We start from the raw sequence: 14,356 nt of genomic DNA, 5'->3' as shown, positions 1-14,356 counted from the left end.
GCGTTCCGCGCGCACAGGATAATTTGTTATTGGGGGGCTTTGCCCCCCGAGCGCTGGCGCGCTCTCCCCCCAGGATATTTGTGCAAGGATGAACCCCGCGACAGTGGCACCATGCGTGTGCGTTTGCCGGTGGTGATAGCGCAGCCGTCGGGGATGAGGGTTGCCAGCGCGGGATGATCGGCATCGAGCCCCCCGGTATAAGCGCCGTAGGCAGGCAGAATCAGGTGGTCTGTCCCAAGCAGAAAGGCGGGCAGGCGGCGACCGGCCAGCGTTATCTTGGGGTGGTAATGGCCCGAGATGTCGGGGCCGTTGCCTGCGATATGGCGCAGGGTTAGGCCGCCGATGGTCAGACTGGCTTGGCCCGGTGCATTTGGATCATGGTTTCCGGTCACCCAATGGCATTCGTGGCGCGTGGTGATTTGGTCAAGTGCTGTGCGCGCCATAGGGTCGAGCGCGGTTTGCGCGGCGTCATCGTCAAACGTGTCGCCAAGGGCTATCAGCTGCGTGGCGGCGGTGGCGTGAAGGTCTTGGGCAAGGCGCGCCAGCGTGGCCTGCGATTCGTAGGGGGGCAGAAGCGCACCGCCGCGCCGGGCCATGCGCTCGGACTTGCCCAGATGCAGGTCGGCGACCAGTAGCGCATTTTGCGTGGGCCAGTGCAGCGCGCCCGTGGGCAGCGCGGTGAAGGTCTGGCTGTGAAAGGTGAAGCTTGTCATGCGTTGGTTTTGGCGTGGTGCTCATCCATCTGCAAGCCTGCTTCGGCCATCATGCGGGCGGCTTCCTCATCCAGCAGGCGCTCTGTGCCCGCGCCACGAATGGGGATGCGGCCGGCTTCCAGCATAAGGGGGGCCGCGAAAGGCGTGACATGCGGGGGCAGGGAATGCACGATATGCGGGCGCGCGCGCAGCATTTCCTCTATCCGCCCGAAATCTGCCAAACCGCGCAGCGATTCTTGCTTGGTGATGCGTAACAGCAGGTGATCGGGGTCGAATTTGCGCAGCGTGTCATACAAGATGTCGCTGGAAAATGTCGCCTGCTTGCCGGATTTGCGCTGCCCCGGCAGGTTGCGCTGCAACAGCCCCGAAACGGTGGCGACCGCGCGGAAGGTGCGCTTCATCACGGCGTTTTCCGCAAGCCATGTTTCCATCCCGTCGCGCAGGCCCTCGGGGTCCAGAAGGGGGTCAGGATCGCGCACCGGGTCCAGCGACCAGATCAGCAGCGCGTAATCTGTGGCGACAAAGCCCAAGGGCGCGAGCTTGGCCTGTTCCATGCGGTGCGTCAGCAGCAGCCCAAGGGTCTGGTTGGCGTTGCGCCCGGCAAAGGAATAAAGCGCGAAATACCACCGCCCGCCGCGCAAGAACGACTCGCAGGTCATGGTGCCGGGGGTGGGCAGGGTCGCCACCTCTGCCTGAAGGGCCAGCCATTCGGCAGTGTGCTCCGGCAGGGCGGCCCATGCAGCCCGGTCGCCGATCAGATCCAGCACGCGGGCCGACAACTCGGTCGAGGTGGCCATTTTCAGCCCGTTGAACACGGCGATCTTGGGGTCGCGGGTCGGCTGGGGTGTGACCTCGATCACCATGTCGCGCAGCCGGTCATAGCGCACGGTCTGCCCGCCGATCAGGAAGGTGTCGCCGGGCGAGAGGCTTGCGGCAAAGCTCTCCTCGATCTCTCCCAAGGGCGCACCGCCGCGGGGGCCGCGCCGCACGGATAGCAGTTCGGGTGCCACGATGGTGCCGATATTCATGCGGATGTCGCGCGCGGCGCGAGGGTCGCGCAAGTGCCACAGCTCGTTACGCTGCATCAGCCGTTGCCAGCGGTCATAGGCGCGCAGCGCGTAGCCGCCGGTTGCAGTGAAATCCAGACAATCGTCGAATTGTGCACGGGTCAGGCCCGCATAGGGGCCGGCGCGGCGGATTTCGTGGAAAAGGTCGTCCGCGTCGAACGGCCCGGCGCAGGCAAGCGTCAGGATGTGCTGGCACAGCACGTCTAGGCCACCGACGGGCGGCAAACCGTCGCCGTCCAACTCGCCCGCTTGCACGGCTTGCAGCGCGGCCTCGCATTCCAGCACCTCGAACCGGTTGGCGGGCACGATGCGGGCGCGGGATGGCGTGTCGAACCGGTGATTGGCCCGGCCAATGCGCTGCACCAGCCGTTTGATGTTCTTGGGCGCGCCGATCTGGATGACCAGATCGACATTGCCCCAATCCAGCCCAAGGTCGAGCGATCCGGTCGCCACCACGGCGCGCAACGCACCTTGCGCCATCGCGCTTTCAACCTTGTGGCGCGCGTCGCGTGACAGGCTGCCATGGTGCAGGCCAATGGGCAGGTTGTCGTCATTCACGGCCCAGAGGGCTTGGAAGAACAGTTCGGCTTGCGCGCGGGTGTTGATGAACACAAGCGTTAACCGGGCATCGCGGATGGCTTCCAGCACATCGCGCGCGGCATAGGCCCCGCCTGCGCCCGACCATGGCGGTATCGCCTTGGTGGGCAGCATGGCAATATCGGGGGGTGGGCCGGGATCGGCCAGCACCACATCCGCGCCGCCCATAAACTGCGCCAAGGCTGCGGGGTTTTCGACCGTGGCCGACAACCCCGCCATGCGCAGCCCCGGTGCAAGGGTCATCAGCCGCGCCAGCCCAAGCGCCAGCTGGTCGCCGCGTTTGCTGTCTGCGAGCGCATGGATTTCGTCGATGACCACCCGCTTCAGCCCTGCAAAGATGCGTGGGGCTTCGGGGTAGGACAGCATCAGCGCCAAGCTTTCGGGCGTGGTCAGCAGCACATGGGGCGGGTCGACCCTTTGGCGGGCGCGGCGGGCGGCGGCGGTGTCGCCGGTGCGGTCCTCTATCCGCATGTCCAGCCCCATATCGGCCACGGGCCGCGACAGGTTGCGCGCGATATCATGCGTCAGCGCCTTGAGGGGAGAGACATAGAGCGTGTGCATTCCCGGCTCCATCGCGCCCGTGCAGGCATCGGCCAGCGTGGGCAGAAACCCTGCCAGCGTCTTGCCGCCGCCGGTGGGGGCGATCAGCAGCGCATGGCCGGGTGCGTGCAGCATCTCTAACTGGTGCCGGTGGGGTTGCCAGCCTTGCGCGGTGAACCAGCCGGCCAATCGGGGGGGAACTGTCTGTGTCATGTCGCACCGCAAGCTAGGGCGCGGGCCGGGCAGGGGAAGGTGTCTGAATTACATATAAACTTTATAGTATACATGTGTAATTTGCCCTGCTAGGCTTTGCCCACATCACTAGGGAGGATGGATTATGACAACGATCAAGAACACCGGTTTTTCCGCTTTGCTTGGCGCAGTTGCCGGGCTGGCCCTTGCTGCGCCAGCCTTTGCGCAGGATTTCCCCGAACGGGCCATCGAATATATCATTCCGTTCAATCCGGGCGGCGAATCCGACATTACCGCGCGGATGCAGGAACCGATGATGGAAGAGGCGCTGGGCGTTTCGGTGAACGTGCGCCATCAGCCGGGCGGCGGCGGTGCCGTGGCTTGGGCCGAATTCCAAGGCAATGCCGAACCGGATGGGCATGAGATTATCGGCATCAACCTGCCGCATATCGTGGGCCAGCCGATCCAGCGCGACAATGCCGGGTATGAAACCGAAGGTTTTGACATCATCACATGGTTCCACTTCACGCCCCATGTGCTGGTGGTCCGCGCCGACAGCCCGTTCCAGACGCTGGAAGACCTTGTGACATTTGCCAAGGAAAACCCGCAATCGCTGACCGTGGGCGGATCGGGCACCTTCTCTGGCAACCATCTGGAAACGCTGCGGATGGAGCAACTGACTGAAGCGGATGTGACCTATATTCCCTTTACCGGCACAGGGCCATTGCCCGCGGCCATCTTGGGGGGGCATGTGGGTGCCGTGATCTCGAACTCTACCCTTGGCGTGCAGATGGGCGATGATGTGCGCGTTTTGGCCGTGGCCTCTGAGGAGCGGCTGGACGTGCTGCCCGACACGCCCACCTTCCGCGAATTGGGTTACGACATTGTCGGCGGCACCTATCGCGGTGTGGCAGCCCCCAAAGGCACCCCGGCAGAGCGCATCGAGATGCTGGCCGACCTGTTCACAGAGATGAACGAGACCATGGCCGAACGCCAAGTGCCGATGGGCTTCCAGATGACCGATATTCGCGGTCAGGCGGCGGTCGATCTGCTGGCGCGCCTGCGTGACCAGTATGGCGATTTCCTGACGCAATAATCGGTTTTGCCCCGGCGGGCGATGCTTGCCGGGGCATCCCAAACCCTTCAATTCGTGAGGACCGATCATGGATGTCCTGATCGCGGCGGCCTTGTCCGTCTTGCAACCGCATATGCTGCTGATCGTTCTGCTGGGCGTGACGGCGGGCTTGTTTGTCGGCGCGCTGCCGGGTTTGACCGCCACCATGGCGCTGGCCCTTATGCTGCCCTTTACCTTCGCCATGGACGCGCTGGAAGGGCTGGTGGCCCTTGGCGCGGTCTATATGGGCACGATCTACGGCGGGGCATTCACCGCGATCCTGATCAACACGCCCGGCACGCCGTCATCCATTGCCACCACGTTTGATGGGCACCCTATGGCCAAGCAGGGCCGCGCATTGGAAGCGATCAGCCTTGCCACCATTGCCTCTGTCGTGGGCGGTCTGGTGGGCGTGATATTCTTGTTGCTGGCCGCGCCACCCTTGGCGCAACTGGCGCTAAAATTCGGCCCCTCCGAAATGTTCTGGGTCGCCATTCTGGGGCTGACGCTGATCGGCACGCTGTCGACGGGGTCGGTGCTGAAAGGGCTGCTGGGCGGTGCCTTGGGCCTGCTGATCGGGACCATCGGCATTTCGCCCATTGGCGGCGAATCACGTTTCACCTTCGGGTGGCCGCCGCTTCAGGGGGGGATTTCGCTGATCGTGGCCCTGATCGGACTGTTCGTGATCCCGGAATTGTTGAACATGATGCGTGCAGGCCGTGCGTCGTTGGACAGTAACGCAGGGCTTGGCGATGGTGGATTTCGCTTTGGGCGCGCCATGCGCACGGTGTTCAGCAAGCCCATGAACCTGATCCGGTCTTGCCTGATCGGGCAGATCATTGCCATCATTCCGGGCGCGGGCGGGTCCATCACCTCGCTTGTGGCCTATAACGAGGCCAAGCGCGCATCGGACGACCCCGACAGCTTTGGCAAGGGCAACCCCGAAGGCTTGGTCGCGTCCGAATCCAGCAATAACGTGATGGTCGCCGGGTCCATGGTGCCGCTGCTGACGCTGGGCATTCCCGGCGCGCCACCCGATGCGGTCATTCTGGGCGTGATGCTGCTGCACGGGTTGCGCCCGGGGTTGGAGCTGTTTTCCGAAACCGGCGTTCTGGCCAATGGCTTCATCATCTCTATGGGTCTGGCCGCGCTTTTGCTGATCCCGGTTGGCTTGCTGGGCGGGCGGCTGATCTATCAGGTCATCCGGCGCACGCCGCATTACTTCCTTGTGCCGTCCATTCTGGTCATCACCATTCTGGGCACCTACGCGCTGCGCAACAACGTGGTCGATGTGGCGCTGATGTTGGGGCTGGGTGTTGTCGGTTTCTTGATCCGTGGGCTGGGGCTAGATGCAGCACCCATCGTGCTGGGGCTGATCTTGGGCACGATTGCCGAACAGGGCTATGTCCAAACCATTTTGGGCGGCATGGCCATGGATGTCCCGCAACTGCGCCTGCTCGAAAACACGCTGAGCCAGATCCTGATTGTGCTGACAGTGGCGGTCATTGGCTGGACGGCTTGGCCCAAACGCATACGGAAACAGGAGTAAGCTATCATGCATCTGCGTCTGAACACAGAGTTGCTCAGCGGGCTGTTCGGCCTTGCGCTTACCGCCTTGTTTTTCTTCAATCGTGGCGATGTCGGCTTCCTAAGTTCCGTGTTCCCGAACACGGTTCTCGTCCTTGTCGGGGCAATTTCGGCTGTTCTGCTGGTGCGCGGTTTTTTTGCCGCGGAACCAACCACGCTGTCATTCGACGGTGCCGGCTCTGTGCTGATCGGGGTTGGTGTGATGGCGGCGTGGTGGCTTGGCATCAAGCATGTCGGCTTCGTCACGACATCCGTGCCGCTTTTCGCCGCGCTGGCGTTGGTGATGAAACGGCGCGCCGGACCGCTTGCGCCGCGCGACTACCTGATCGCTCTGGCCGTGGCGCTTGTTGTCGTTGGTGGCTTTTTCTGGGTGTTTTCGGACGTTTTGGGCATTCGCCCGTTCCGCGCACCGCTGCTATAACCGAAACCAAAGGACCCCGAATGCCCCGCGTCGTCATTTCCGAATTCATGGATGAACCTGCAATCGACTGGCTGCGCGCGCGCCATGACGTGACCTACGACCCCTCGTTGGTAGATGACCCGTCGCGTCTGCGCGCGGCATGCGCGGATGCAGATGCCTTGATCGTGCGCAACCGCACGCAGGTGGATGCCGCGCTGATGGACGCAGCCCCCGCCCTGCGCGCGATTGGCCGCTTGGGCGTGGGGCTGGACAATATTGACACCAAGGGCGCGACAGCGCGCGGCGTTGCGGTCTTTCCGGCAACGGGCGGCAATGTTACCTCGGTTGCGGAATATGTCATCACCGCGCTTCTGGTCTTGCGCCGGGGCGCGTGGCTGGGCAGTGCACAGGTGCTGTCGGGCGCATGGCCGCGCCAACGCATGATGGGGCATGAGGTGGAGGGCGCGACCTTGGGCCTTGTCGGTTTTGGCGCCATTGCACAAGCTACCGCCCTGCGCGCGCGTGCACTTGGCATGTCGATTGCCGCTTATGACCCCTTTCTGGCCGCTAGCGACCCCGCATGGGAAGGCGTCGCACATTTCGACAATCTGGATGAACTGACGGCGCATGCCGATGTGCTTAGCCTGCATGTGCCGCTGACTGACACCACGCGCGGGCTGTTCGGGGCCGACCGCTTGGCCATGATGAAACCGGGGGCGGTTCTGATAAACACCGCGCGGGGGCATATCGTGGACGAAGCCGCTTTGGCCGATGCGCTGCACTCCGGTCATCTGCGGGGGGCAGCGATGGATGTGTTCGCCTCTGAACCCCTTGGCGCAGGCAGCCCGTTGGAAGGTGCGCCCAACCTGATCGCCACGCCGCATATCGCCGGTGTCACGGTCGAATCGAACACGCGGATAAGCTGGATCACCGCGCGCAACGTGGATGGGGCGCTGGCGGTGTAGCGCGGCACTCGGTACTCAAGTGCGGCGCGGGGGGCAGTTTTGCGGACCTTTCGGTCATTCGCGAAAGGTGTCACCTGCTCGAATTTCGCTCAGCAACGAAACAACAGCTTTTGCCTCACCGTGGTGGTTAATCCAATCAATCACCTGACAGGCCGAAGCCCTATAAATCGCCTCTGCCTCGGTAGCGCCTAGGCGTCGGAATGTTCGCTGATCGGAAGGCGGTTGCGGCCAATTTCCGTCTTTGCAGCCCGTGACCACGCTATCTTCTACGTCCAGATAACGGGTATCTTGGGAAATATAGACGGCGAGGCCCTCGTCAAACCATGTAGGAACAGCTTGCGAGAAGAACCGCCGGCCGCTGCCGACCCTCTGGTGCAGTTCCGCGTGCGCAAGCTCATGCGCCAATATGGTCCGGGTTGCCCCATCAGGGTACACGAATACGAACAGGTTCATGTAAGCCATTGCAAGCGGCAGAGGCGGGGTGCGCACTCCGCATTCACCTGACAGGCACATCAGCCAGACAGGATCTGATCTGAGCTCTGGATAGAAATCCAAAACCACCGTTTCCGCAGCCGCAAGGTCCTGCAATACCGCATCGATTTGTGCGTCAGTCGCCTGTTGATCGACATATATGTGAGGTGCAACCTTTCGAAATCCGGAACATGCCGGGCACAGATACGCCCTGACATGCGGTTCAGAATACAGGAACCATCCCAGCGCGATGCTGAGCAATACGAAAACAACTGCAGTCAGGCGGCGCAATGTCATTAATGGCACATCAGGTTTTATGCTTCCGGCGTTGGTTTCTGCGCCGGATCAAAATTGGAATTCCGATGACCGACACGAAAAGCAAAACATCCACAGAAAAAGACAAAATTTTCACAAGATGAGCGCGACAAAAAATCACAGCAAGGGTTGGCCCGCCTGCTACAGATAAGAACTTCAATCTGTTTTCTCAATGTCCAGCGCGGATGACCGCTCAGGGCTCTTCCCTTCCCATCACCCCTCCGGCGGTATGGAATAGGTCAGCGAGGCCCGTGCCACCGGGCGCGTGTCGCCCTCGGCGAAGATCAGCGCGTCGGCCACGGCCAGCGCGCGGCCCAGTTTCAACAGCCGCGTTTCACACAGCAGGTCGACCCCGGCGGCGGGTTTGCGCATGAAATCCATGGTCGCACTGGTGGTTACGGTCAGCGCCTTGGGGCCGATTTGGCTAAGGATGGTTAGGTAAACTGCCACATCTGCCAAGGCGAACATGGCCGGGCCAGACACGGTGCCACCGGGCCGCAGCAAGGAGGGGCTGTTGATCAGGCGCATGGTCAATGTATCTGCGCCGACCGTTTCGACCGCGAACATATCTTTGACTTGCGGAAAATCGCTGTCCAGAAACGCGGTCAGCGCGGCCTTGTCCATTTTCATCGCTACTCCTTTGCGGGGGGTCCGCTCTGTGCTACCGGGAAGTGTAATTTCACGCCAAAGGGGGGCAGGGTGGAAGACGAAATCCTGAAGGTTGACGTAACGGATGGGATCGCCCGGCTGGTTATGAACCGCCCCGCCAAGCTGAACGCGCTGTCCGATGCGATGCTTGCCGCCCTGACAGAGCGTTTGACCACCTTGGCTGCGGACCCTGATGTGCGCGTCATCATTCTGGCCGGGGCGGGCAAGGCGTTTTGCGCGGGCCATGACCTGAAAGAAATGCAGGCCGGGCGCGCGGCCCCTGATGGGGGTGCGGCCTATTTCAACGACCTGTTCGCCCGCTGCGGCGCGCTGATGCAGCTTATCCCGGTCTTGCCACAACCGGTCATTGCCGAAGTGCAGGGCATTGCCACCGCCGCTGGGTGCCAGTTGGTCGCCTCTTGCGACATGGCTATCGCCGCCGAGGGCACGCGCTTTGGGGTCAATGGCGTCAATATCGGGCTGTTTTGTTCCACACCCATGGTTGCGCTGACCCGCAATATCGGGCGCAAAGCGGCGTTCGAGTTGCTGACCACCGGGCAATTCATAGACGCCGCGCGCGCCACCGAACTGGGGCTGATAAACCGCGCCGTGCCGCAGGACACGCTGGAAGCGGAAACGCGGCACCTGGCCCAGACCGTCGCCGCGAAACTGTCGGCGGCGGTCAAGATCGGCAAGCGCGCCTTTTACGAACAAGCGCAGATGGACCTCGCGCAGGCCTACGCCCATACCGGCCGGGTGATGGCCGACAATATGCTGCTGCGCGATACCAATGAGGGCATCAATGCCTTCCTGGAAAAACGCCGCCCCGATTGGGCCTGACAGGCGCGACGTGGCGTCCACGGCTGTGGATGCGTCGATTTTACACTATGTCTTGCGGCAGCATATCGCTAAACCTGTCGCAGTATTACATGAGGGAGAGATACGCCTATGAAGGTTCTTGTGCCTGTAAAGCGCGTGATCGACTATAACGTGAAGGTCCGCGTCAAGGCGGATGGCAGCGGTGTCGATCTGGCCAATGTCAAGATGTCGATGAACCCGTTCGATGAAATCGCCGTCGAAGAGGCGATCCGCCTGAAAGAAAAAGGCATCGTGTCCGAGGTCGTCGCGGTGTCCATCGGCGTGAAGCAGGCGCAGGAAACCTTGCGCACGGCGCTGGCCATGGGGGCAGACCGCGCGATCCTGATCGTGGCGGCAGAGGATGTGCATACCGATATCGAACCCTTGGCCGTCGCCAAGCTGCTGAAAGCCGTGATCGACGCCGAAGAACCGGGCATGGTGCTGTGCGGCAAGCAGGCCATTGACAATGACATGAACGCCACCGGGCAAATGCTGGCCGCGCTGACCGGCTGGGCGCAGGCGACATTTGCTTCTCAGGTGGAAGTGTCGGGCGACACCGCCACCGTCACCCGCGAGGTTGATGGCGGTTTGCAGACCATCAAGGTCAAGCTGCCCGCGATCATTTCGGTCGATCTGCGCCTGAACGAGCCGCGCTATGCGTCGCTGCCCAACATCATGAAGGCGAAGAAAAAGCCTTTGGACGAAAAGACACCCGCCGATTACGGGGTCGATGTCAGCCCGCGTCTGAGCGTGGTCAAAACCTCGGAACCGGCTGCCCGGGCCGCAGGCGTGAAGGTTGGCTCTGTCGATGAGCTGATGGCGAAACTCAAGGATGAAGCGGGGGTTATCTGATGGCTGTTCTTCTTCTGGCTGAAATCACCGATGGCGCGCTGAACATGGACGCCACGTCCAAGGCCGTGACTGCCGCCAAGCAACTGGGCGATGTGACAGTGCTGTGTGCCGGCTCGCAAGCCGCCGATGCCGGTGCGCAAGCCGCGAGCATTGACGGGGTGACGAAAGTGCTGGTGGCAGAGGATGCCAGTCTGGGGCACCGTCTGGCCGAACCGACCGCGGCGCTGATCGTGTCGCTGGCGGATGGCTACAGCCATATCGTTGCGCCCTCGACCACCGATGCCAAGAACATCCTGCCGCGCGTGGCAGCACTTCTGGACGTGATGGTCTTGTCGGATGTGACCGCCGTGGTCGATGCCGACACGTTTGAACGCCCGATCTACGCGGGCAACGCCATCCAGACCGTGACATCGTCCGATGCGACCAAGGTTCTGACCATCCGCACCTCGACCTTCGAGGCGGCAGGGCAGGGCGGGTCGGCCCCGGTGGAAACCGTGGGTGCCACCGAGAACCCCGGCCTGTCAGAATGGGTCGAGGATAAGGTCGCAGAATCCGACCGTCCCGAACTGACCAGCGCCAAGGTGGTTGTGTCCGGCGGGCGCGGTGTCGGGTCCGAAGATGATTTCAAACTTATCGAAGGGCTGGCCGACAAGTTGGGTGCCGCCGTGGGCGCGTCCCGCGCGGCGGTCGATTCGGGCTATGCCCCGAATGACTGGCAAGTGGGCCAGACCGGCAAGGTCGTCGCCCCTGATTTGTATATCGCAGTCGGGATTTCTGGCGCGATCCAGCATTTGGCGGGCATGAAGGACAGCAAAATCATCGTTGCCATCAACAAGGACGAGGAAGCCCCGATCTTCCAAGTGGCCGATTATGGGCTGGTGGGCGATCTGTTCACGCTGGTGCCGGAACTGACCGAGAAGCTTTAAGAGCGCCACAGGCGCAAGCAAAAGGGCGCCCGCTGGGCGCCCTTTTTCATGGCCGCGAACAGCCGCTACATCTGCGTGTTAAGATCCTTCAACAGCCGCCCGTGCCGCCGCACTTCGGCCAACACATCGCCAAAGGTTTCCAACCCCTTGGCCTGCAACATTGGCAGCAGTTTCAAAAACGCATCCGCCGTGGCCACGGTGTCGCCAATTGCGGTGTGGCGCGCTTCTTCAGGGATGGTTATGCCCAGCCGCGCGGTAAGCGCATCCAACGAATGTTGTTCTAGCTGGCCATAGACCACGGCCGACAACAGCACGGTGTCCAGCACCGGGTTGTCAAATTGCGCGCCGATATCCTTTTCGTGCCGCCGCAGGAATTCCATGTCAAAAGGCGCGTTATGGGCAATCAGCACCGCGCCACGGGCAAAATCGTGGAACCGCTTGCCCGCATCGACAATCGTCGGCGCGCCCTTGACCATATCCGCGGTGATGCCATGCACATCGGTCGAGCTTTGCGGGATGGGCCGACCCGGATCGACCAGCGTGTCGAATACCTCGCGCCGGACACGGCGGCCATTGACCACGCGCACGGCGGCAATCTGGACAATCTCATCGCTCGAGGGTGTCAGCCCCGTGGTTTCCGTGTCGAACACCACATAGGTCAGGTCTTCCAAGCGGCTTTCCAGCACGCCCGCATTGCGCTCTTTCGACAAAAGGTCGAAATCATACACCACGTCGCGTTCAATCGGTGCGGGGCGGGTTGTGGCGCGGCGGGCCTGCGGGATCGGAAGGCGCACGCAGGCATGGCCGTTGCGGCGCGTTTCTGTCCAAGCGTCTGTCATATGCGCTGACAGCACCGCCCGCGCCGTCACTTCGGGCAGGTCGGGGTTGATGCTGTCGGTCAGCCAGCCGTCGAATTCGCCCACCGGCAGGGGCGGGCCTTGCCATATCAGATCAAGGATCGCGCCGGGCCCGTCTTCTTCGCTTAGCACAAGGCGAAAGGTCTTGGCGCGCTTGGTTGCGGCCAGTTTGCCGCCCAGCCAACGAAAGAACATGGCCAGTTCAAACCCGTCGCAGGTCAGCACAAGTTCCGGACCCTCGGTGGTCAAGAACAGCCCGTCAGCGCTGAATTGCGCTTCGATCCCGTCCAGCAAATCGCGCGAGCGGGTGCGGGTCTGGGGCAGCCATTCGCCACGCGTGGCATCATGGCGCGCGCCCAGTTCCGTGATCGCATTGGTCAATGCGCGCACCTCGGCTTGCATGGCGGTCGTCAGGTCGGTTTCATGCGCCATGTCTGGGCTTTCGGCCAGAACCCCGATCACGGTTTGCAGGTTTGCCGCCGGGCGGCGCACGCGGTCGAACACTTCTTGTAAAAGCGCTTCGCGCGCGGCATGGGCGGCAAGGTCCGCCGTCACATCGCGCAAGGTCAGCACGAAACCGGGGCGGCGGGTGTTGTCGGTCCGGCGCAACACGCGCATCCGGCCCGAAAGCAGCCGCCCGCTGGCGATCGTCGCGCACATCAGGTCCGACACGGCATCGGGATCGTCCAGCTTGCGCAGGCGGTCGTAGGCATGGCGCACCGGCCCGTCGCGCAGGTAATCCAGCAGGTTGCGGTCCAGACCGGGGGCACCGCCTGCTTCCAGAATGGTCACAGCCTGTCCGTTATAGAACGCAAGCTGGAAATCGGCATTGCACAGCAGCACCGCCACCGGCACATCCGCCAGCAGCTTTTCCAGCCGCGACTTTTCGGCGGACAGCCGGGCGGTTTCGCGCGCGACGGATTCCGCCAGCGCCGAGCGGGTCTGCGTAAGCGAGGCGGCGATGGCTTCGGCGGCGGGGGCAAGATCGCCCAGATACCGCGCCTGCGCGGCCTCTTGCTTCAGGCTGCCGCCGATATCGGCATGGGCGCGGCTGCGGATTGCGTTTGACAGCCCGTCAATGGCGCGGGCCACATTGGCGTCGAACAGATACCAGATGCCCGTCACGATAAACAGGATCAGAAAGCCCGCGATCATACCGGCTTGCAGCAACGGCCCTTCAAGCCCCGGTTCCGGGCTGCGCGACAGGGTCAGCCAGCCTCCGGCAATGATGGCCGCAACCCCACCCCCCGCGATCAGCGCGAAAAACAGCAAGATGCGCAGCCGCAGCGACAGGCGGTCAAGCATCTTGCGCGCCTTCTGCGCCGGTTGTCATGTCAACCCGATCAGTCGCCAGCATACGCCGCAACTCGTCGCGCAAGACCTTCAACTCGAAGGGTTTCGAGATGAATCCATCCGCGCCCATCGCCAACCCTTTGCGCCGCTCCACGGCAGAGCCGCGCGCGGTCATCATCAGAATGCGGATGTCGTCGCAATCCGGGCGCGCGCGCACGCTCTGGCATATTTCATAGCCAGAGACCTCTGGCAGCATGACATCAAGCAACACCAAGTCCGGCCTGCGCTTGCAGATTACCTCTACCGCGCCCGCGCCGGTGGCAAGGCGGGTTTGCGCATAGCCCTCGCGGGTCAGCAGGTAGTCAAGGGCGATGGCGATATTGTCCTCGTCCTCGATGACCAGAATCTCAGCCTTGCGCGCTTGATCCTCCATTGTGCATCTCTCCTCCACATGCGGTCGTCAAGAACGGGTCGTCAGGGTCCATGGTGAACCAGTCGACATTTTGCGGGATGCCCTCTTCATCCAGCACCGTGCCTTCGGACAGATCTGCGCGGCGCCCTGCCGCACAGTCGAAAATGGACTTAAACCCGAAGGTCAGCGCCCAGCGTTCTTTCAAAATCACCCCTGTCAGCACCATGTCGGGATTGACGGAATGCGGCTGGCGAATGCGGTTATCGACCGCGATGATGCGCGTTGTCAAAGGCACCACGAAGGTCCATGGCCGATACCAGACGCGATGCTCGTTGCGGCTGACGACGGTCACATCTTCGGGCAACCCGGCTTCGAACCGTCCGGCCCAGCTATATTCCAGGTAGATGACCATCAACACCATGGCGATGGCTGCGCCAAATGGCGCGGTCCAGTCGGGCAGGCGGCGCAGGGTCAGGCGGTGGGCAATCAGTGCGGTGCCGAACCCCGCCACCCCTGCCACGATCACTGCGAAGAATTCCAGAAACATGT

General features: G+C 62.5%; 14 protein-coding genes. 7 read left to right on the top strand and 7 right to left on the bottom strand.

Annotated elements, in window-relative coordinates; genetic code table 11:
* Positions 1 to 26 precede the first annotated feature (26 nt).
* Together pdeM and AWT76_RS12225 are read right to left on the bottom strand one after the other, a co-directional pair.
* Positions 27 to 713: a ligase-associated DNA damage response endonuclease PdeM gene (gene pdeM, locus AWT76_RS12230; protein WP_072246589.1), complete on the bottom strand. Its 687-nt coding sequence runs from the start codon at positions 711 to 713 to the stop codon at positions 27 to 29.
* Complete coding sequence (locus AWT76_RS12225; protein ID WP_072246588.1) at positions 710 to 3,130, bottom strand: ligase-associated DNA damage response DEXH box helicase; 2,421 nt, start codon at positions 3,128 to 3,130, stop codon at positions 710 to 712. The genes pdeM and AWT76_RS12225 overlap by 4 nt, the downstream gene beginning before the upstream one ends.
* 124 nt (positions 3,131 to 3,254) lie before the next feature.
* On the opposite strand from AWT76_RS12225, the gene AWT76_RS12220 reads away from it, so the two are divergent.
* The 4 genes from AWT76_RS12220 to AWT76_RS12210 all read left to right on the top strand — a co-directional run bounded on the left by AWT76_RS12220 (position 3,255) and on the right by AWT76_RS12210 (position 7,175).
* Positions 3,255 to 4,205, top strand: a complete 951-nt coding sequence (locus AWT76_RS12220; RefSeq protein WP_072246587.1) for a Bug family tripartite tricarboxylate transporter substrate binding protein — start codon at positions 3,255 to 3,257, stop codon at positions 4,203 to 4,205.
* Positions 4,206 to 4,272: 67 nt separating this feature from the next.
* Positions 4,273 to 5,772, top strand: coding sequence for a tripartite tricarboxylate transporter permease (locus AWT76_RS12215; protein ID WP_082700193.1), 1,500 nt, complete (start codon positions 4,273 to 4,275; stop codon positions 5,770 to 5,772).
* Positions 5,773 to 5,778: 6 nt separating this feature from the next.
* A complete protein-coding gene (locus tag AWT76_RS16510) occupies positions 5,779 to 6,231 on the top strand; it encodes a tripartite tricarboxylate transporter TctB family protein (RefSeq protein WP_082700192.1) in 453 nt (150 codons plus the stop codon).
* Positions 6,232 to 6,251: 20 nt separating this feature from the next.
* The gene (locus AWT76_RS12210; protein ID WP_072246586.1) at positions 6,252 to 7,175 is read left to right on the top strand and encodes a hydroxyacid dehydrogenase; all 924 of its coding nucleotides are present in this window, start codon (positions 6,252 to 6,254) and stop codon (positions 7,173 to 7,175) included.
* Between the two features lie 54 nt (positions 7,176 to 7,229).
* Here AWT76_RS12210 and AWT76_RS12205 read toward each other — a convergent pair whose 3' ends face one another.
* Together AWT76_RS12205 and AWT76_RS12200 are read right to left on the bottom strand one after the other, a co-directional pair.
* Positions 7,230 to 7,943, bottom strand: coding sequence for a hypothetical protein (locus AWT76_RS12205; protein WP_072246585.1), 714 nt, complete (start codon positions 7,941 to 7,943; stop codon positions 7,230 to 7,232).
* Positions 7,944 to 8,174: 231 nt separating this feature from the next.
* On the bottom strand, positions 8,175 to 8,591 hold the full coding sequence (locus tag AWT76_RS12200) for a PaaI family thioesterase (RefSeq protein ID WP_072246584.1): 417 nt from the start codon (positions 8,589 to 8,591) through the stop codon (positions 8,175 to 8,177).
* Between the two features lie 69 nt (positions 8,592 to 8,660).
* Here AWT76_RS12200 and AWT76_RS12195 point away from each other — a divergent pair, with 69 nt between their 5' ends.
* From AWT76_RS12195 to AWT76_RS12185, 3 genes are all read left to right on the top strand, one after another.
* Complete coding sequence (locus AWT76_RS12195; protein WP_072246583.1) at positions 8,661 to 9,449, top strand: enoyl-CoA hydratase; 789 nt, start codon at positions 8,661 to 8,663, stop codon at positions 9,447 to 9,449.
* A gap of 108 nt (positions 9,450 to 9,557) precedes the next feature.
* Complete coding sequence (locus AWT76_RS12190; RefSeq protein WP_072246582.1) at positions 9,558 to 10,319, top strand: electron transfer flavoprotein subunit beta/FixA family protein; 762 nt, start codon at positions 9,558 to 9,560, stop codon at positions 10,317 to 10,319.
* The gene (locus AWT76_RS12185) at positions 10,319 to 11,245 is read left to right on the top strand and encodes an electron transfer flavoprotein subunit alpha/FixB family protein (protein WP_072246581.1); all 927 of its coding nucleotides are present in this window, start codon (positions 10,319 to 10,321) and stop codon (positions 11,243 to 11,245) included. The genes AWT76_RS12190 and AWT76_RS12185 overlap by 1 nt, the downstream gene beginning before the upstream one ends.
* Before the next feature lie 65 nt (positions 11,246 to 11,310).
* Here AWT76_RS12185 and AWT76_RS12180 read toward each other — a convergent pair whose 3' ends face one another.
* From AWT76_RS12180 to AWT76_RS12170, 3 genes are read right to left on the bottom strand one after another with little or no spacing between them, the layout of a single operon-like run.
* On the bottom strand, positions 11,311 to 13,407 hold the full coding sequence (locus AWT76_RS12180) for a 3'-5' exonuclease (RefSeq protein ID WP_072246580.1): 2,097 nt from the start codon (positions 13,405 to 13,407) through the stop codon (positions 11,311 to 11,313).
* Complete coding sequence (locus AWT76_RS12175) at positions 13,400 to 13,828, bottom strand: response regulator transcription factor (protein WP_072246579.1); 429 nt, start codon at positions 13,826 to 13,828, stop codon at positions 13,400 to 13,402. Before AWT76_RS12175 ends, AWT76_RS12180 begins: the two co-directional genes overlap by 8 nt.
* Positions 13,803 to 14,354: a hypothetical protein gene (locus AWT76_RS12170; protein WP_072246578.1), complete on the bottom strand. Its 552-nt coding sequence runs from the start codon at positions 14,352 to 14,354 to the stop codon at positions 13,803 to 13,805. The genes AWT76_RS12175 and AWT76_RS12170 overlap by 26 nt, the downstream gene beginning before the upstream one ends.
* Positions 14,355 to 14,356: the final 2 nt, after the last annotated feature.

Origin of the sequence: Roseibaca calidilacus (genome assembly GCF_001517585.1) — a bacterium.
Lineage (GTDB): Bacteria > Pseudomonadota > Alphaproteobacteria > Rhodobacterales > Rhodobacteraceae > Roseinatronobacter > Roseinatronobacter calidilacus.
Note: the sequence above shows the minus strand (reverse complement) of the source record. Positions and strands in the feature narration are given on the sequence as shown.